Origin of the sequence: Chenggangzhangella methanolivorans (assembly GCF_019797865.1) — a bacterium.
Taxonomy (GTDB): domain Bacteria; phylum Pseudomonadota; class Alphaproteobacteria; order Rhizobiales; family Methylopilaceae; genus Methylopila; species Methylopila methanolivorans.
In genome coordinates, this window is sequence record NZ_CP081869.1 from 1,794,599 (window position 1) to 1,813,009 (window position 18,411).

Annotated in this window: 14 protein-coding genes and 1 pseudogene; 2 read left to right on the forward strand and 13 right to left on the reverse strand. The window is 69.6% G+C overall.

Annotated features, from left to right (window positions below):
• Positions 1–144: 144 nt before the first annotated feature.
• Entirely contained in the window at positions 145–1,542 is a 1,398-nt protein-coding gene (locus tag K6K41_RS09375; protein ID WP_261404812.1) for an ethanolamine ammonia-lyase subunit EutB, read from the forward strand.
• A 5-nt stretch (positions 1,543–1,547) separates the two neighbouring features.
• Positions 1,548–2,342 carry an ethanolamine ammonia-lyase subunit EutC gene (gene eutC / locus K6K41_RS09380; protein WP_261404813.1) on the forward strand — a complete coding sequence of 265 codons (795 nt, stop codon included), beginning with the start codon at positions 1,548–1,550 and terminating at the stop codon, positions 2,340–2,342.
• Between the two features lie 213 nt (positions 2,343–2,555).
• On the opposite strand, the gene K6K41_RS09385 is transcribed toward eutC, so the two are convergent.
• The 13 genes and pseudogenes from K6K41_RS09385 to K6K41_RS09445 all read right to left on the reverse strand — a co-directional run bounded on the left by K6K41_RS09385 (position 2,556) and on the right by K6K41_RS09445 (position 18,359).
• Positions 2,556–2,903 carry a hypothetical protein gene (locus K6K41_RS09385; protein WP_261404814.1) on the reverse strand — a complete coding sequence of 116 codons (348 nt, stop codon included), beginning with the start codon at positions 2,901–2,903 and terminating at the stop codon, positions 2,556–2,558.
• A gap of 62 nt (positions 2,904–2,965) precedes the next feature.
• Positions 2,966–3,250 carry a hypothetical protein gene (locus K6K41_RS09390; RefSeq protein WP_261404815.1) on the reverse strand — a complete coding sequence of 95 codons (285 nt, stop codon included), beginning with the start codon at positions 3,248–3,250 and terminating at the stop codon, positions 2,966–2,968.
• 39 nt (positions 3,251–3,289) lie between these two features.
• Positions 3,290–3,649, reverse strand: a complete 360-nt coding sequence (locus K6K41_RS09395; RefSeq protein WP_261404816.1) for a hypothetical protein — start codon at positions 3,647–3,649, stop codon at positions 3,290–3,292.
• 116 nt (positions 3,650–3,765) lie between these two features.
• Positions 3,766–4,773, reverse strand: a complete 1,008-nt coding sequence (locus K6K41_RS09400; protein ID WP_261404817.1) for a hypothetical protein — start codon at positions 4,771–4,773, stop codon at positions 3,766–3,768.
• Positions 4,774–5,162: 389 nt separating this feature from the next.
• Positions 5,163–8,177 (reverse strand): annotated as a pseudogene (gene polA / locus K6K41_RS09405) (DNA polymerase I).
• Between the two features lie 122 nt (positions 8,178–8,299).
• The gene (locus K6K41_RS09410) at positions 8,300–9,760 is read right to left on the reverse strand and encodes a multicopper oxidase family protein (protein ID WP_261404818.1); all 1,461 of its coding nucleotides are present in this window, start codon (positions 9,758–9,760) and stop codon (positions 8,300–8,302) included.
• Positions 9,646–10,038, reverse strand: coding sequence for a cupredoxin domain-containing protein (locus K6K41_RS09415; protein WP_261404819.1), 393 nt, complete (start codon positions 10,036–10,038; stop codon positions 9,646–9,648). The genes K6K41_RS09410 and K6K41_RS09415 overlap by 115 nt, the downstream gene beginning before the upstream one ends.
• 113 nt (positions 10,039–10,151) lie before the next feature.
• Positions 10,152–11,693, reverse strand: a complete 1,542-nt coding sequence (locus K6K41_RS09420; RefSeq protein WP_261404820.1) for a YwqG family protein — start codon at positions 11,691–11,693, stop codon at positions 10,152–10,154.
• A 115-nt stretch (positions 11,694–11,808) separates the two neighbouring features.
• A complete protein-coding gene (locus tag K6K41_RS09425) occupies positions 11,809–12,195 on the reverse strand; it encodes a c-type cytochrome (RefSeq protein WP_261404821.1) in 387 nt (128 codons plus the stop codon).
• 188 nt (positions 12,196–12,383) lie between these two features.
• Positions 12,384–12,773: a c-type cytochrome gene (locus K6K41_RS09430; RefSeq protein ID WP_261404822.1), complete on the reverse strand. Its 390-nt coding sequence runs from the start codon at positions 12,771–12,773 to the stop codon at positions 12,384–12,386.
• Positions 12,774–12,933: 160 nt separating this feature from the next.
• Positions 12,934–13,989: an acyltransferase family protein gene (locus K6K41_RS09435; RefSeq protein WP_261404823.1), complete on the reverse strand. Its 1,056-nt coding sequence runs from the start codon at positions 13,987–13,989 to the stop codon at positions 12,934–12,936.
• Positions 13,990–14,122: 133 nt separating this feature from the next.
• Positions 14,123–14,707 (reverse strand): TetR/AcrR family transcriptional regulator, encoded by a 585-nt coding sequence (locus K6K41_RS09440; protein WP_261404824.1) that lies wholly within the window; start codon positions 14,705–14,707, stop codon positions 14,123–14,125.
• Positions 14,708–14,930: 223 nt separating this feature from the next.
• Positions 14,931–18,359 carry an acyl-[ACP]--phospholipid O-acyltransferase gene (locus K6K41_RS09445; protein WP_261404825.1) on the reverse strand — a complete coding sequence of 1,143 codons (3,429 nt, stop codon included), beginning with the start codon at positions 18,357–18,359 and terminating at the stop codon, positions 14,931–14,933.
• Between the last annotated feature and the right edge of the window lie 52 nt (positions 18,360–18,411).

The window sequence follows — 18,411 nt, forward strand, 5'->3', positions numbered from 1 at the left end:
ATCGCGCGGCGCCCGACGCTGCGCGGCGCGGCGCATCGGCGGACTTTCGACGCGTTTTTGAGGGCTTTGGCGTCGCGGGCATCTGGACCGCGGCTTGCTTCACGGTATTGAGAGTCTGCGCGCTGCGGACGGGAGAGACCGGGCATGCCCCTGAAGGCTGATCTTGGCGGCGAACGCCATGTGTTCGACGATCTGAAGCAGGCGCTGGCCTGCGCCTCGCCGCGCCGCTCGGGCGACGAGCTCGCGGGGCTTGCGGCCGAGACCGACGCCCGCCGCGTCGCCGCCCGCTACGCGCTCGCGGACCTGCCGCTCAAGCATTTCCTCGACGAGGCCGTGATCCCCTACGAGGACGACGAGGTCACCCGCCTCATCGTCGACACCCACGACGCGGAGGCCTTCGCGCCGGTCTCCCACCTCACCGTCGGGGGCTTCCGGGACTGGCTGCTGAGCCACGAGGCGGACTCCGCGGCGCTCGCCGCGCTCGCCCCAGGGCTGACGCCCGAGATGGTGGCGGCCGTCTCGAAGCTCATGCGCAACCAGGACCTCATCGCGGTCGCGCGCAAATGCCGGGTCGTCACCGCCTTCCGCACCACGCTCGGCCTCGAGGGGCGGCTCGCGACGCGCCTCCAGCCCAACCACCCGACCGACGATCCGCGCGGCGTCGCGGTCTCGGTGCTGGACGGCCTGCTCTACGGCGTCGGCGACGCCGTGATCGGCATCAACCCGGCGACCGACAACGTGCCGAACGCCATCGCGCTGATGCGGATGCTCGACGAACTCCGCCTGCACTACGACATCCCGGCGCAGACCTGCGTGCTGACCCATGTCACCAACGCCATCGAGATCATGCAGCGCGGCGCGCCGGTCGATCTCGTGTTCCAGTCGGTGGCGGGCTCGGAAGGCGCCAATCGCTCGTTCGGCGTCGACCTTGGCGTCCTCAAGGAGGCGCATCAGGCCGGTCTTGCGCTCAAGCGCGGCACGGTCGGCCAGAACGTCATGTATTTCGAGACCGGCCAGGGCTCCGCGCTTTCGGCCGACGCCCATCACGGCGTCGATCAGCAGACCATGGAGGTCCGCGCCTATGCGGTGGCGCGCGCCTACGATCCGCTCATCGTCAACACGGTCGTGGGCTTCATCGGTCCGGAATATCTCTATGACGGCAAGCAGATCGTGCGCGCCGGCCTCGAGGACCACTTCTGCGGCAAGCTGCTCGGCCTGCCGATGGGCTGCGACGTCTGCTACACCAACCACGCCGAGGCCGACCAGGACGACATGGACAACCTGATGACCCTCCTGACGGTCGCAGGCTGCACCTTCCTGATCGCGGTGCCGGGCTCCGACGACATCATGCTCAACTATCAGAGCCTGTCGTTCCACGACGTGCTGCACCTGCGCTCGACGCTCGGCGTGCGCCCCGCGCCGGAGTTCGAGGCGTGGCTCGCGCGGATGGACATGACGACGCCGGACGGCCGCATCCGCGAGCTCGGCCTCAAGGATCCGCGGGTCTCGCGGCTGCTCGACCATCCGAGCCTGGTGGCCTGACGCCGATGGACGATCTCCCCAACTCCCGCCCGACCGATCCTCGTCCCCAGGATCCCTGGAAAGCGCTGCGCGCGGCGACCGCGGCCCGCGTCGGGCTCGGGCGCAGCGGCGACGCGATGCCGCTTTCGGCCGTGCTCGAGTTTCAGCAGGCCCACGCCATGGCGCGCGACGCGGTGCACGCGCCGCTCGACATCGACGCGCTGGAGGCCGCGCTGAAGCCGCTCGAGTGCCTCCGCGTCACGAGCGAGGCCGCCGGCCGCGCCGAATATCTGCGCCGCCCGGATCTCGGCCGGAAACTCGACCGCGAGAGCGCCTCCGCGCTCGACGCCGCCGAAACCGGCGCCGACGTCGCCTTCGTGATCGCCGACGGCCTGTCGGCGACCGCGGTCCAGATGCACGCCGCGAACCTCGTCCACGCCTGCATGGAGCGGATCTCGGGCCTGAAAGTCGCGCCCGTGGTTCTGGCGAGCCAGGCACGCGTCGCGCTCGGCGACGACGTCGGCGAGCGGCTGGGGGCGAAGCTGGTGGCGGTGCTGATCGGCGAGCGGCCGGGGCTTTCGGTCGCCGAGAGCCTCGGCGTCTATCTCACCTTCGGCCCGAAGCGCGGGCGGCGCGACCACGAGCGCAACTGCATCTCGAACGTCCACGGCAAGGGCGGCCTCACCTATGCGCAGGCCGCCGACAAGCTGGCGTGGCTCGCGACCTCGGCGCTGAGGCTCGGCCTGACAGGCGTGAAGCTCAAGGACGACGTCGACGCGCTCGCCGCCCCGCCCAAAGAGGCGCTGCCGGGCGGCGGATAAAACTCAAATCAGCGCCGCCGTCATGCCCGGCGGCGGCCGGGCGTCCGCGACTTTCCGGGATCGTGGAGCGCGACGCCGAAGTCGTGGATACCCGGGCAAAGCTCGGGCATGACGGCTGCGGTTCCGGCGCCTCTCACGACGCCGGGATGGTCGAGGTTTCGGCGCCTCCAAACACGCTCCACGGCTAGGGTTCAGCCGCCCCTAACGACGCTCTCACTCGTCCTCGCGGCCGACGCCCCAGCGGTCGAGGCCGTAGAAGCCGCCATAGAGCGCGAAGGGACGGCGCAGGGCCGGCTCGTCGTCACGGAAATAGACCCGTTCCTCGACGCGGCGCGGCGGGTTCGACATCACGAAGGAGCGCGACATCGGCATGCCGTCGCCGTCTGTCACGCGCAGCTTCTGCCCGGCGCGCTTCTCGACGATCACGCCGCGCGGCGGCAGCGCGCGCTCGACCGTGACCTCGCCGGTCGCGTAATGCGCCTGGCCGAGCCGGCGCGGCGCGTCGGCCGCGAAGGCCGCAGCCGGAAGAAGGGTCATCAGAACGACGAGCGGAATGCGCATGCGTGGCCTCGTGAGGACGTGAGCCTAAAGTTCGCGCTGTCGAGCGCCGGGTCAAGGGCGGCTCACGCCGTCTCGAACACGATGAGCGCGACCGCCGCCAGCGACGAGACGAGGCCCGCGAGAAACACGCGGTCGGCCCAGCGCTCGAGCCCGTGCGCCGCGCCGTCGCGCCGGATCGCCGCGTAGGACAGCAGGCAGCTCGCGCCGAAGCAGAGCGCCGACACGCAGGCGATCTCGTCGGAGAACGTCTCCTTGCCGTGGCCCGAGACCCTCAGCCCCGTGACGATCACCAGCGAGATGCCGAGGAGGTTCGAGGCGGCGTTGAGGATGTGGTGGTGTCTGTCCATGGGCGCCGCTTTCACGAGAGGGAGGCGAGGGCCTCCCGCTCAGGACGCCGCCGGCCCTTCGCGCGTCGGGGCCGCGGGCGTCTCGGCGAAACCATATCCCGGCAGAGGCCGCCTCGCCCAGCGGCCGAGCGCCGCCGGGTCGCGCGCCATGACCAGCGTCGCCTTGGCGAAGTCCTCGCCGGGCTCGGCCCCGTCGTCCTCGATGACGAAGGACGAGCCTTCGCCCGCCGCTTCGACGGCGCGCGCGACCTCCGCGGCCGAAAGCGCCCAGGCGTTCGGGCCGATGCGCCGCGTCGCCGCCATGCGCTTGAAGTTGGCGCAGACCACGCCGCTTTCGCCCGCGATCCGCGCGAGATTGCCGACATAGACGCTCAGCTCCGCCGGGGGCACGTGCTGCATGACGGCGGTGGAGTAGACGAGGTCCGGCCGCAGGGCCTCGGCCTTGGCGAGCCCCTCGGGGCCGATGGTCGCGAAGCCCGGGCGCTTTTCGGCGATCGTCTCGGGCTCGATCAGGGTCAGGCCGTCCTTCCAGAACCGGTCGACGACGTCGAGGCCGAACCAGTTCCCGGCCGCAAGCCGCCGGATGAAGTGCTGGCCGACCCGCAGAGGCTCCCGCAGCCGTAGTCGACGCAGACCATGCTGGGCTCGACGCCGCGGGCGAAGAACCAGTCGCGATGCGACAGCCCCCGGCCGGCGAACTCCTCGGCCGCCCAGCGGCGCGCGTCCTCGCCCGCCTCGACGGGACGGGCCACGGCGCCGAGCGTGCGATGACGGCCGCCGCGGGCGAGCCGGGCCGAAAGCCGCGCGCCATAGTAGTCGCCGTAGTTTTTGCCGGGATTGGCCCGCGCCCAGGCCTTGTAGCGCATGTCCGCGATCACGCCCGCGACATGCGCGCCGACCCCATGCTCGCGCGAGAAGCCGAGGCGCTCGGCGAGCGAGCCCACGGGCCGCGAGGCCAGATGCAGGAAGCCGAGCTGGAGGGCGGCGGCCGAAAGGGCGGTCGACAACAGATAGGTCCAGGACAGCGCGGCGAGGCTCGGCGCCTCGGCGAACGAGCCTTCGTCGGCGATGTCGGCTCCAATGGCCGCGAGCTTCGAGACCGCGGCGACCGCAAGCAGCAGCGCCGCGGCGCGGGAGAGGCGTCGCCGACGCGACACGAACACGAGGGCGAGCGAGGCCGCGACCCACAGGCCGAGCGCGCTCCAGTCCTCGAGCGCCGTCTCGACGCGCCAGTAGATGATTTCATGCGCGACGATCGCGGCGAACACCGCGCCGACGGCGAGCAGCGGCGCGCGCGTCTCGAACGAGCCCCGGCCCGCAATGCCGACGCCGAGCGCGAACAGCGCGACGAAGATCTGGCTCGCGACCTCGTAGAGCCCGGCCGGCGAACTCTGGTCGTCGGCGGCGTAAACGAAATAGGCCTGCGCTGCGACCACCACCGCGGCCAATGCGAGCTGCGCGAGACCGAGGACGATCAGCAGCCGGCGATGGGAAGGGTCTTGGGCGAAAGCGGCAGGCGTCACGCGGGTCTCCATGTCCTTTGACATCTCGGGACATAGCCGAGTGAGCGGACGATGAGGAGAACGAATAGCCGAGATCCGTCAATGATTTGCGCCCACTGACGGCGGCCTGACAGGCTGGGGCCGGCGGGAAAAACTCAACCGACACGCGCAGCCGCGTCTTCGACGTTCGCAGCCTCGTCACCGAGCGCTGTTTGCACACCGCCGTCATGCCCGGCGGCAGCCGGGCATCCACGACTTGCTGAGATCGTCGAGCGCTACGCCGAAGTCGTGGATGCCCGCAAGGAACTCGGCTGTCGTCGAGTTCCTCACCAAAAATGGTTCAGATCGGCGACAGCCGACCTGAACGGGCGCGGGCATGACGGCTGCGGCTCGATTTGAACCGTCGCGCTTTAGTGCGCCTCCTCCCAGCTCGCCTCGGCCTTGGCCTCGACGAGCAGCGGCACGCGAAGCGCCTTGGCGGGCATGGGCGCCTCCGCCATCACCTTGGTGATGACCGGCAGCGTCTTCTCGACCTCGCCGTCCTCGACCTCGAAGATCAGCTCGTCATGGACCTGCAGCAGCATGCGGGCCGAAAGGCCTGCGGCTTCGAGCGCGCCGTCCATCCGGATCATCGCGCGGCGGATCACGTCGGCGGCGGACCCTTGAATCGGCGCGTTGATGGCGGCGCGCTCGTTGAAGGCGCGCTCGGCCGGGTTCGAGGCCTTGATCGACGGGTAGTGGCACTTGCGGCCGAAGATCGTGGTGACGTAGCCGTCGCGGCGGCAGGCCTCCTTGGTCTCCTCCATGTAGTCGCGGATGCCGGGGAAGCGCTCGAAGTAGGTCTTGATGTACTGCCCGGCCTCTTCGCGCCCGATGCCCAATTGGTTGGCGAGCCCGAAGGCCGAAATGCCGTAGATGATGCCGAAGTTGATCGCCTTGGCGCGGCGCCGCGTCTGCGGGTCCATGCCCTCGACCGGCACGCCGAACATTTCGGACGCCGTCATCGCGTGAATGTCCATGCCGTCCTCGAAGGCCTGGGCCAGCTGCGGGATGTCGGCCATGTGCGCCAGGATCCGGAGCTCGATCTGGCTGTAGTCGGCCGAGACGATCTTCTTGCCCTGCGGCGCCACGAAGGCCGCGCGGATCTTGCGGCCCTCTTCGGTGCGCACCGGAATGTTCTGCAGGTTGGGCTCGGTCGACGAGAGCCGTCCCGTCGTGGTGGCGGCGAGCTGGTAGGTGGTGTGGACGCGGCCGGTCTCCTTGTGGAGATAGGTCGGCAGCGCGTCGGCGTAGGTCGACTTCAACTTCGAGAGCTGGCGCCAGTCGAGAATGCGCGCCGGCAGCTCGTGGCCCTGCGCGGCGAGATCTTCCAGCACGCCCGCGGCCGTGCCCCAGGCGCCGGTCTTGGTCTTCTTCGCGCCCGGAAGCTGCATCTTGCCGAACAGGATGTCGCCGAGCTGCTTCGGGCTCCCGAGATTGAACGGCTCGCCGGCGAGTTCGTGGATCTCGCTTTCGAGCGCCCCCATGCGCTGGGCGAGCTCGCCCGAAAGCCGCGACAGCATCGAGCGCTCGATCGAGACGCCGCGCTGCTCCATGGCCGAGAGCACGGCCGGCAGCGGGCGCTCCAGCGTTTCGTAGACGCTCGTCATGCGCTCGGCGACGAGCCGCGCCTTGAAAGGCGCCAGAGCCGGATGGCGAGATCGGCGTCTTCGGCCGCGTAAGCCGTCGCCTTCTCGATCGAGACCTGCGCGAACCCGACCCGCGCACGCCCCGTGCCTGTCACCTCGTCATAGGTGATCGGCGCATGGCCGAGATGGCGGCGGGAGAGCTCGTCGAGCCCCTGCGCGCCGAGGCCGCTGTCGAGCGCATAGGACATCAGCATCGTGTCGTCATAGGGCGCGACCGAGATCCCGAGCCGGCTCATGATCGTGAGATCGAACTTGATCCCCTGCCCCACCTTGAGCACGGAGGCGTCCTCGAGCAGCTCCTTCAGCAGCGTCAGCGCTTCGGCCGCGGGGATCTGGCCCTCGACCAGCCCGCCGAGCCCCTGGCCCGGCTCCGACAGCAGGTCGCCAGCGGCCGAAAGATGGCCGAGCGGCACATAGGCCGCGAGCCCCGGCTCGATCGCGAGCGACACGCCGACGAGGTCGGCGGTCATCGGATCGATCCCGCTGGTCTCGGTGTCGAACGCCACCAGCCCATGGTCGCGCGCGGCCTCGATCCACTGCGCGAGGCGGCCGACGTCGGTGATGGTCTCGTAAGAGCTACGGTCGATCGCGGCCGAGGAGGCCTCGGCGCGGCGGGCCGCCGCGAGATCCTGCGGGGTCGCGCCTTCGATGCTCGCCCCGGCGCCGCCCTCGTGGGCGGTCGGGGCGACGTAATCCATGCCCTTGCGGGCGCGGCCCTCGGCGGGGCGATATTCGCGCGACTCCGCGGTCGCGGCCTTGGGCGCGCCTTCGCCTTCAGGCTCGGCGGCCGCCTGCCGCTTGCCCGACATCATCTCGGCGTCCGGCGTCACCGACGAGATCTCGACCCCGGTCGCCTCGGCGACGCGGCGGGTCAGCGTCGAAAACTCCATGGCCTTGAGGAAGGCGATGAGCCGCGACGGGTTCGGCTCGTCGACGCCGAGATCTTCGAGCGGCACGTCGAGCGGCACGTTTTGCTCGAGCGTGACGAGCCGCTTCGACACCCCGCGCGAGATCGGCGTTGGCGATCAGGTTCTCGCGGCGTTTCGGCTGCTTGATCTCGGCGGCGCGCTCCAGCAGCGTCTCGAGGTCTCCGTATTCCTCCAGCAGCTGCGCCGCGGTCTTGGCGCCGATGCCCGGAACCCCCGGCACGTTGTCGACGCTGTCGCCGGCGAGCGCCTGCAGGTCGATCATCTTTTCCGGCCCGACGCCGAATTTCTCGAACACCTCGTCGGGGCCGATGCGCTTGTCCTTCACCGGATCGAGCATCGTCACGAGGCCGCCGACGAGCTGGAACAGATCCTTGTCAGAGCCGACGATCGTCACCTCCGCGCCGGCTTCGCTCGCCAGCCGCGCATAGGTCGCGATCAGGTCGTCGGCCTCGTAGCCGCCCTGTTCGAGGGCTGCGATCGAGAAGGCGCGCGTCGCGTGCCGGATCAGCGGGAACTGCGGGACGAGGTCTTCGGGCGGGTCCGAGCGGTTGGACTTGTACTCGGCGTAGAAGTCCTTGCGGAACGTGACCTCGGACTTGTCGAAGATCACGGCGAGATGCGTCGGGTCCACCCAGCCGGCGTCGCGCAGCAACTTCCACAGCATGTTGCAGAAGCCCGAGACCGCGCCGACGGGCAGCCCGTCGGAGGGGCGCGTCAGGGGCGGAAGCGCGTGAAACGCCCGGAAAATGTAGGACGAGCCGTCCACGAGGACGACGTGGTCGCCTTTGGCGACAGGGCGGCTTGGCATGCGGACGGGTCCCGGCGGGTCGGGCCGGGACTATAAGCGGCGGGGCCGCGAAGGGAAGGCTGCGCGTCGATCGCGCGTCTCCCCGCAGGGACGGGTCCGGCGCGGGCGCCTGCGCCCGTCGATCACCGGGCGACGATCGGGGGCGCCTCGGCCGCGACCGGGCCCTTGCCCGAGATCCAGAGGCTCGCCTGATCGGGCTCGTCGGCCGGATCGGCGACGCAGATCTCGCCTCGCATGGCGGCTGCGAACTCGTCGGCCTCCGGCAGGCGGGCGGCGCTCCGGGCGCGCTCGGGCCACCACGGCGGCGGCGCGTCCGAGCCGAGCATCCGGCCGAACATCCGCCAGGCGTCCTCCGCGGCGGTGCGGCGGGGCAGCACGCGGATGATCTGCATCATGCCGGCGTCCTCGTGGCCGACGATGTGGCAGTGGTAGACGAACTTGCCGACCATCACCGGATTGGTGAAGGGGATGATGACCGTCACCTCGCCCGGAACACCGTCCCTGGCGTAGGGGATGTTGATCACGTCCCGGAGGCCCGCGACGTCCTCCTGCTTGCCCACCGCCTTGTCGAGCACCAGGAACGCCGTCTGGTGCAGGTGGAAAACGTGCAGCTCGCCGGAGGTGTTGCGCAGCGTCCATTTCTCGACGTCGCCGACGCGCACGGTGGTGTCCACCACGTTCTCGTCGAACTGCTTGCCGTTGATGAAGAAGCTGTTTCCGTCCGCGGTCTCCGAGAAGGTGAAGACGCGCTCGCGCGTGATCGGAAGCTCGCGGATGTCCTTGGCCCGCGGGACGATCGTCTTCTTCGAGGCCGCGGGTTCGTCGCGAAGCCGCTCGCCGAGGCCGCGCGTCGGCTTCGGATCGCCCGCGACCATGAGCGTCCCGATCGTGACCTCGGGATTCGGATCGCCCTGCGGGCCAGTGTCGAGCGCGAGCGACCTCAGCGTGTAGGCGCCTGCGTCTCCGGCCTTCACCGCGACCGTCGTCCGCGCGCCGGGCGAAAGAAACAGCACCTTCTGCTTTTCGGCCCGCGGGAGCACGTTGCCGTCGCGTTCGATCGTCCAGAACTCGTGGCCGTGGAGCGCGACCTTGAAGAACCCGTCGGCCCCGAGATTGCCGATCTGCCAGACCTGCCACTCGCCCGGCCGCGCCTTGATGGGCGGGTTCGAGTAGCCGTTCAGCGTCTTGGTGATCGCGGAGCTCGGATCCTGCTCCGGCAGGTAGATGTCCTTGAACACCATCACGCGCCGCCGCAGCGGGGCGAGCTCCGGGTAATGGGCTTCGAGATAGCCGTCGACGATCAGCATGCCGGACATGCCCGACAGGATCTGCGGCTCGACCACCCCGTGGGCGTGCGGGTGATACCAGTGCAGCCCCTCGGGGTGGTCGGCCGGGAACGGCACCACGTAGTTGAAGCTCGTTCCGGACTTCACCTTCAGCAGCACGTCGTCGCCCGGCGCCTTCGGGCTCACGTCCGTGCCGTGGTAATGGACGTTGGTCCGCATCGTCTTCTTGATCGCGACGTCCGCGGGCCCGATCTCGTTGTTGATCTTGAGCCGCAGCGTGTCGCCGCGCCCGAGCACGAGCGTCGCGGGATGTAGAGACCGTTATAGACATTGCTGCGGAACCGCTTGCCCGCGACGCGGATCCGGCTCGGCCGCGCGGTCAGCGTCGCCTCGAGCACGCCGTCGCTGGAGCGCAGCTCAGGCGGGTTCGGCAGGTCGTCGATCGCGTCGGGGTCCGCCGCCGTCCCCCGGATGTCGCCGAGGTCCACGACGGCTGCGGTCGGCGGCGTCTCGTCGGCGAGGACCGAGCCGCCAGACCCCAGCAGAAGAAGCAGCGTGACGACAAGTGGTCTCATGATAACCCCCGATCGCGCGAGGCCGATCGAAGTCTATCCCGAGTCGAGCGACCCGCAACAGCTTTGACATGCTTCGGCGGAGCGCCGGACGGAGTGCGCGGGATCCGCTGTCCTCAATGGCTCTCGCACCAGGCGACGACGCGGGAGAAGTCGCCGCGCGCGGCGTCGGCCTTCGGCGCGAGATAGATCATCGTCCCGAAGTCGCCGAAGTCGAAGCCGGCCTCGCCGCCTGAGGCGAGCTCCATCAGCGTGAACCAGGCGTCCGGCTCGGCGAGGTCGCTCCAGCCCGCCGTCTCCGCCTTCCCCGCCGCGAACCTCGCCGCGTCGGCGAAGCCGCCGGGCCAGTCGACGAGCCCGAACATGCGATGGCGCGGGCTAGGCGCCGCCGCCATGGCCTCGCGGACAGCGTCCTGGACAGCGTAGGGCTCCTCGTCGAGACCCGCCTCGGCATAGGCCTCCTCCTCGACCTGAAGGCCAAGCGAGGCGACCGGCCGCAGGCGGCGGATCGCGCGGGAAAAGTCGTCGGTGGTGGAGGCGGCCACGACCACGGGCTCGCCGTTCCGCAGGAAGCCGATCCGGCCGTCCGGCTCGGTCACGGCTTCCAGCTCCTCGTCGCGCGGGGCGGCGACCACGAAACGCGGCGAGCGCCATTCGATCATGGCGTGGGCGCGGCTCGACAGGTCCTCAGCGTCTTGCGGAGAAGGCCTGCGCGTAAGCGGCGCGTCCGCGGGCGAAAAGACCACCGCCCCGTCGCCGAGATCGACGCCGACGAAGAAGGAAAGCAGCCCCGCCTCCGGAACCGGGCCGTGACGTTCGGAAAGGGCGGCGAGGTCGATCTGGGCGAGGAAGTTGAGATGCAGCCCGGAGGAATCGCGCGGCCAGTCGATCCCTTCGCCGAGATCGGGATCGCCGCTGATGCGGCTTTCGCCGATCGCGCCCGGCTCAGGCGCGCCGGCCTCGAACAGATCGACGCAAGGGCGCGCGAGCGCCCGCAGGGCGTCGCGGCGGGGCTCCTGCCGGCACGCCGCGATCGCCGCCGCGAACCGCGCCTCGACGTCCGGAACCTCGGCCCATGCGGCCTCTGCGGCGAGCCGCGCGGCCTCCTCGGCGGCTTTGTCCATCGCGGCGCCGGCCTTTCCCGCAAGGGCTGACAGAGCCGCGTCGCCCTCTGCGAGAGCCTGCGCCGCGCCGGGGGCCTCGACCGTGAACTCCAGGCTCCCGAGCATCGCGAGCAGCGCCGCCTCGACCCATGGCCCGTCGGCCTTGGCGTAGGAGGCTGTCGCGCCGAGGAAGACGTCCGGCTCCGGCGCGTGGAAGAGCGCCTGCCGACGGACCCAGCGCACCGGCTTGCGGGTTTCAGGGTCCTCGAGCCGGTCCTCCATCGCGACCGTGACGCCCGCCCGGCCGCCGGCCGCGATGGGGCCTCTCTCAAACGGCTTCTCGCCGTTGGTCAGCCGCGCGAGGCGGCGCTCGACGATCGCGACGCCCTTCTTGTCCCGGTCGCCGCGTCCGATCTCGAGAACGGACACGGCGAGACCGGGCGGAAAGCTCGCGTCGGATACGACGCGCGCGCTGAGATCGGTCCCGATCGTGACGACGCGCCCGAAGCGCTCGTCGATCTCGACCGAAAACGCCGTCGTCTCGACACGCGCCATTCTCTTACCCCCATCGCTCGACGGGCACGAGATAGGGCGGAGGCTCAAAAGAAAATCCCGGCCGCGCGGGATGCGCCGGCCGGGATCGAAGGCACGCGTGAGGCGCGGAAGACCCTTACTTCGGGAATTCGGCCTGGGCGTCCTTGGTGTAGGCGGTCTGGCCCGGCGTGAAGCCGTTGAGCGAGAGCACGAACGACATGATGGAGTCGAGCTGCTCGTCGGTCAGCGACTTCGGGGCCGTCTGCGGCATGTATTCGTAGGTGTAGCCGCGCAGCTCCGAAACCTGCTTGCCGCCCCACTTCGCCTTGAACTTGTCGCCCGCAAGCGCCGGTCCGAGCGCGCCCTTGCCGTTGGCGGCGTGGCAGGTGCGGCAGTGCGTGTTGTATTCCGATTTGCCCTTGTCGAGCTGCGCCTGGTTGAACGGCCCCTCGGCCGCAACCGCAGGCGCGACGCAGCCCAAGGCTCCGACCGCAAGGCCGGCAAGCATCGCCTGAATGCGCATTGTGCGTTTTCCTCCGTTGGATTTTTCGCAACGGGGGCAAGGCTTAGCGCGCCGGCCGCGGAGACGGAGGCTCCGGACGGCGCGACTTTGTGTCTAGTCTAATAAAAAGGCCCGCCGACGTGATCGGCAGGCCTTGATTCATTTGAACAATTCCAGGAGCCGCTCACAGCCGACTCCCGTTCATGTGATCACTTCTCGATGTTGATCGCCTTGCCGCTGTCGGCGGTCAGCTCGGCCTGGCCGGGCGTGAAGCCGTTGAGCGAGAGAATGTAGGCCACGATCGGGTAGAGCTGCTCGTCCTTGAGCGAGCCCGGCGCCGTCTGCGGCATGTTCTGGTGGATCCAGGTCGCGACGTCCGTCACGGACTGACCGCCGAACCGACCCTTGAAAACGTCGCCCATCAGCGCGGGGCCGAGAGCGCCCTTGCCCTTGGCGGCGTGGCAGGTGCGGCAATGGGTGTTGTACTCCGACGAGCCCTTGTCGAGCTGCGCCTGAGTGAAGGGGCCTTCCGCGGCCAGCGCCGGCGAGGCGGCGAGGCCGGCGACCAGCAGGCCAGCGAAAGTCTTGTTCAGTTTCATTCGGCGTTCTCCCTTCATGGCTCGTGAGCCATCACGCAAACGTAACTAGCGCGCTCGCGGCGGTAACGAACCAGAGAGGAGCTGTTTTTTCTAATTAAAAGGGCGGATTGCGCCAACAGGTCGCGGGAAGAATGCCCAGGCCCCTATACTTATGGCTAAGTCATTCTGCCGGTTGAAGCTTTGGGCCGGCCGCGCGCGCGCCGTCGATCCGGAAAGCGGCCGGCCGCTCGAACAGGAAGCGTCCCTTTCCGGTGCGCGTCACAAGCCAGTGAAGCGCCAGCGGAACCGTGACGCCGGCGATCGTGACGATGAGCGACACCCAGCCCACATCCGGGATGACGCCGGTCTTCACGAGGATGACGCGGGTCGCGGCCATCGGCAGGAAGAAGGCGAGATAGACCGCGAGCGAGCGTTCGCCGGCGTAGCGCAGCGGCTCGCCGAGCGTCGTCCCGGCGACGAGCGCCGAGGCCGCGACGATCGCAAGCGCGCCCGCCGATCCGAGCAGCAGGCTCACGCCCGGTCGCTCAGAGTAGCCGAAGGCCACCGCCGCGCCGTTGGCGAGCGCCCACGCAGCGAGCGCGGCGACCGCAAGCGCGCGGTGGTCACGCGCAAGATCGGCGGCCGCGAACACGTAGCGGGCGGAGTACCAGCCGAGCATCACGTAGAACAGGCGCGCGCAGAACTCGTCGGGAACCATCCAGCCGGTCTGGACCCGGAGCGTCTCCAGAACGGCCGCGAAGGCGAGCACCAGCAGCGGGTGAACGGACTTCACCAGCTTTGCGAAGACGAAGAAGATCGGCAGCAGGTAGATGAACCAGAGCGTGCCGAAAGGATCGATCAGCGAGATCAGGAACGCGTGCGCGACCGCGCCGATCCCGTCCTCGAGCGCGAGGCCCGGCCATTTGAACGCGCCCTGGATCAGCAGCCAGAGCAGGTAGAAGTAGAGGAAGTGCACGACCTTTCGGTCGAGGTAGCGCCGCCAGGGCCGGTCGACGACCAGCGCGAGGAAGAGGCCCGAGATCAGGAAGAAGTCCGGCATCCGGAACGGCTTCGAGAAGGCGACGACGTGGTGCATGAAGCCCTCGCCGTTCATCGCGATGCCGACGCCGAGCGTCGAATGCATCATGACGACGAGCACGATGCAGACGCCCTTCGCCACGTCGACCCAGTCGACGCGGGGTTCTGCGGAAGCCGGTATTGCGCCTGCGTCAGTCATGGCCGCGCGCTCGTCATGGCGAAATGGAAGATCTGCAGGAACATCCTGCCAGATATTCATCGACTATTCGTCAACGAGCGCGTGACCGCGCGACCTTTCAACTCCTTCGGTTAATCGAAAGAATTCGTTCACTCTACGCAGTCGCCCCGACCGCGCGCCGGATCGCGCCCGCGATCACGGGCGCATGGGCGGAGGGCGGCGCGGCGAGCCGCCCGTAGATCCGGAAGATCGCGGGCTGCACCATCAGGCCGAGCGCCATGGCGGTCGTGAGCGCGAGGTCGGCGCGCGGGATTTCGCCCGCCGCCATCGCCTCGGCGAACACCCGGCCGATCGCCTCGACGGCGTTGTCGGGCGCGTCCGCGGCGAGCTCGCGCAGATGCTCGTGCTGGGAGACGAGCACATAGGCGAAGCCGTCCGGATCGGCGTCGAAGCTCTGCGCGAAGAACGCCACGATCTCGTCGAGCCGCCCGGAGAAATCCGTACGGCCCGCGCGGATCGCCTCCACGCCCTCGGCGAGCGCGCCGTAGCGCGACCGGAACAGCGCGCGGGCGAGCGCCTCCTTGGACGGGAAATGGCGGTAGAGCGCGCCCTCAGTGACCCCGACTTCGGCTGCGATGTCGCGCATTGCAGCGCCGTCGACGCCGCGATGCGCGAACAGCTTGAGCGCCGCCGCCTCGATCCGCGCGCGGGTGTCGCGGGGCGCGGGAGCGAGGGTCATCTGGGCCTCCTGGAGCGCGCACGTTCCGGGAGGCGAAGAGCCTCTTCTCCCCTCCCCCCTGCGGGGAGGGGCCGGGGGTGGGGGTGGCTCCGGACGAGGCTCAGAGGGCGACGACGCTCTACGCCGAACCACCGCCATCGGTCCTGAGCCGCCCCCACCCTCACCCTCCCCGCAAGGGGGAGGGAGGCGGACGCGTCGCGCCCGTCATCAGTCAGGCGGCCGCTCACTCCGCCGCCTCCGGCTCTTCCGGCTGAGGCTCGTCGACCTTCGACCCGCCGGCCGTTTTCGCCGCGAGCTCCTTCAGCCCGACATAGTCGGTCTTGCCCGAGCCCAGCAGCGGGATCTTCTCCACCACGACGATCTCGGCCGGGACCGAGAGGTCCGGCATGCCGGCCGCGCGGAACGCCGCCCGCAGGCCCGGCCGGTCGATCGAGCCGTCGGTCGTCACCAGCACGACGCGTTCGCCCTTGCGCGGGTCGGGCGCGGTGGTGGCGGCGCTCGCGGCTTCCGGCCAGCGCTTCTGGACGACGCCTTCGACCGCGCCGAGCGACACCATCTCGCCCGCGATCTTGGCGAAGCGCTTGGCCCGGCCCTTGATCGCCACGAAGCCCTGCTCGTCGATCGCCACGATGTCGCCGGTGTCGTGCCAGCCCTCGGCCGGCGGCTGGAGCACGCCCGGCTGATCGGCCTTGAGGTAGCCCGCCATGATGTTGGGCCCGCGGATGTGCAGCCGGCCGCCTTCCGTGACGCCGTCCACCGCCTCGAGACGGCTCTCGATCGCAGGCAGCAGGCGCCCGACGGTCCCGGAGCGGTTGAACGTCGGCGTGTTGACCGCGACCACTGGCGAGGCCTCGGTGATGCCGTAGCCTTCCAGGATCCGCAGCCCGAACTTCTCCGAATAGGTCTTCCGGGTCTCGGGCTTCACGGCCTCCGCGCCCGCCACCACGAAGCGCAGCGAGCGGAAGTCGTACGGATGCGCCGTGCGGGCGTAGCCCTGCAGGAAGGTGTCGGTGCCGAACAGCACGGTGGCGTTCGTGCCGTAAACGAGTTCCGGCACGATGCGGTAGTGCAGCGGCGACGGATACATGAAGGTCTTCACCGCCGAGACGAGCGGCAGCAACAGGCCGCCCGTGAGCCCGAAGGCGTGGAACACCGGCAGCACGTTGAACACGACGTCGGACGGGCCGAAGTCGATGCGGGCCGCCACCTGCGCGACGTTCGACAGCAGGTTGCGGTGGGTCAGCACGACGCCCTTGGGGGCGCCTTCCGAGCCCGAGGTGAACAGCACCGCGGCCGGCGCCTCCGGATCGCCCTTCGAGCGCGTTCCGCTCGCCATCAACGCCTTGATCCGGTCGAGCCCGCCGATCTGCTCGCGCACGTCCTCGAGATAGACGAGCCGGCAAGCCTGTCCGAGCGCCGTCTCCTCCTTCTGGAGACGGCCCTTCTCGATGAAGGCGCGCGAGGTCAACACGGTCTTCACTTCCGCCGCCTTGCAGGCGGAGACGAGGTTCGCGGCGCCGGCCGTGTAGTTCAGCATTGCAGGCACGCGGCCCGAGCGGTGGAGCGCGAGGATCGCCAGCACGACGCCGGCGGTGTTGGGCAGCAGCACCGCGACCTTCTCGCCGGGCGCGGTGAAGCCGTCGATCCGGGCGCCGAGCGCCGCGGCGCCCGCCAGCAGCCGGCGATAGGTGAGCTTCACGCCAAGCGCGTCCTCGACCGCGACCCGGTCGAAGCCTTCGGCGCGGGCGGCGTCCACCACCGCCTGATGCACGGTCTTGGCGGTGTCCGTCGTCTGGAAGTGCATGTCGGACATGACGTCCGTCAGCGCCATGCCGGCCGCCTGCCTCCGCTTGCGGCCCACGAGGCTCTGGTCGACCTCGAGCCGTCGCGCGGGCAGGATCGTGACCGTGACCTTCGGGAACAGATGCTTCCGGATCTGTCCGGCCTTCAGATACGAGAACGGCGAGCGGTCGAGCCCCTCGATCCTGACCGGCACCACCGGCGCCTCGGACTTGTCGGCGATCAGCCCCGCGCCGTCATAGACCTTCATCAGCGAGCCCGTGACGCTGATGCGCCCCTCGGGGAAGATCACCAGCCGGTTTCCTTCCTTCACGAGCTTGATCAGCGCGCGGGTCGCGAGCGGCTTGGTGGGGTCCATCGGGAAGGCGCGCACGAGCTTCAGGAACGGCTTCACCCACCAGCGCTCGGCGATCTGGGAATTGACCGCGAACACCGGCTCGTCGGCGAGCAGCGACATCACCAGCGGCGCGTCGAGCAGGCTCGTGTGGTTGACCGCGACGACCGCCTTCGGGCCGGCGTCGGTGAGGTTCTCCATGCCGCGCACCTCGACGCGGTAGACGAGCGACAGGATGAGGCTCGCCGAGTCCCGCAGCATCGAGCCCGGCAGCGCGAGGCCGAGCAGCGGCGCGCCGACGATCGACAGGACGCCGACGAGCAGGAATAGCGTCTGGGTCGATAGGCCCGCGGCCTGCAGCGCGAGCAGCAGCACCGAGCCGCCCACCATGAAGGCGGCGTTGAGCACGTTGTTGGCCGCGATCACGCGGGCGCGGCGGTCCTCGCCGGCCTCGGCCTGAAGGAAGGCGAAGATCGGCACCACGAACAGGCCGCCGGCGGCCGCCAGACCCACCATGTCGAGCGCGACGCGAACGTCCGTCCAGGACCGCAGGAAGTCCCGCCAGCCGACCAGCGGCTCGGCGGGCGTCATGTGCCAGGTCGCGATCGCGAGGTCGATGGCGAAGAGGCCCGTGATGATCCCGGCGATCGGGGTGAGCGCGAGGAGGATGCGCTGCTTGGAGAGCTTGGCGGCCAGCAGCGAGCCGGCCGCGATGCCGACCGTAAACGCCGCGAGGAACAGCGTGACGACGCTTTCCGAGCCGCCGATCACCTGCTTGACCAGCGTCGGCAGCAGCGCGAGCACGATCGCGCCCGTGAGCCAGAAGGCCGAGACCGCGATGGCGGCGATCCAGAGGCGGGGCTGGCGCTTCAGGTCCTTCAGCAGCGCCCAGGTCGAGCGCGCGACGTTCCTGTCGACATGCAAGTCGGGCGCGCGTTCGCCGGTCGGCGGGATCAGGGCCGCGAAGGCCCAGGCGATCACCGAGACCGCGATGGTGGTGGCGGCCACGACCCACGGGCTCGCCTCCGCCACCATGATGCCGCCGCCGACCGTGCCGGCGAGGATCGCGAGGAAGGTCGCGGTCTCGACCAGCGCGTTGCCGGCCACGAGTTCGTTGCGGGCGAGGTGGTCGGGCAGGATGCCGTATTTCACCGGCCCGAACAGGGCGGAGAGAATGCCTGTGAGGATGAGCGCCGCGAACAGCAGCCAGGCCGAGGGGATGATGAAGCCGACCGCGGCGATGACCGCGACGCCGATCTCGCCGAGCTTGAAGAGCTTGGCCATCCGCGCCTTGTCGTAGCGGTCGGCGAGTTCGCCGCCGAGGGCCGACAGGATGAAGTACGGCGCGATGAACAGCGCGCCCGCGAGCGTGACGAGCAGCGGGCCGTGGTCGCCGCCGATCTTGTAGAGCAGCAGGATCGCGAGCGCGTTCTTGACGAAATTGTCGTTGAAGGCTGCGAAGAACTGGCAGCCGAACAGCGGCGCGAAGCGCCGGGCGCGGAGCAGCGAGAACATCATGGTCAGGGTCTCGGCTTCTTGGACGTGAGTAAGTGTTTACTCACGTCACCGA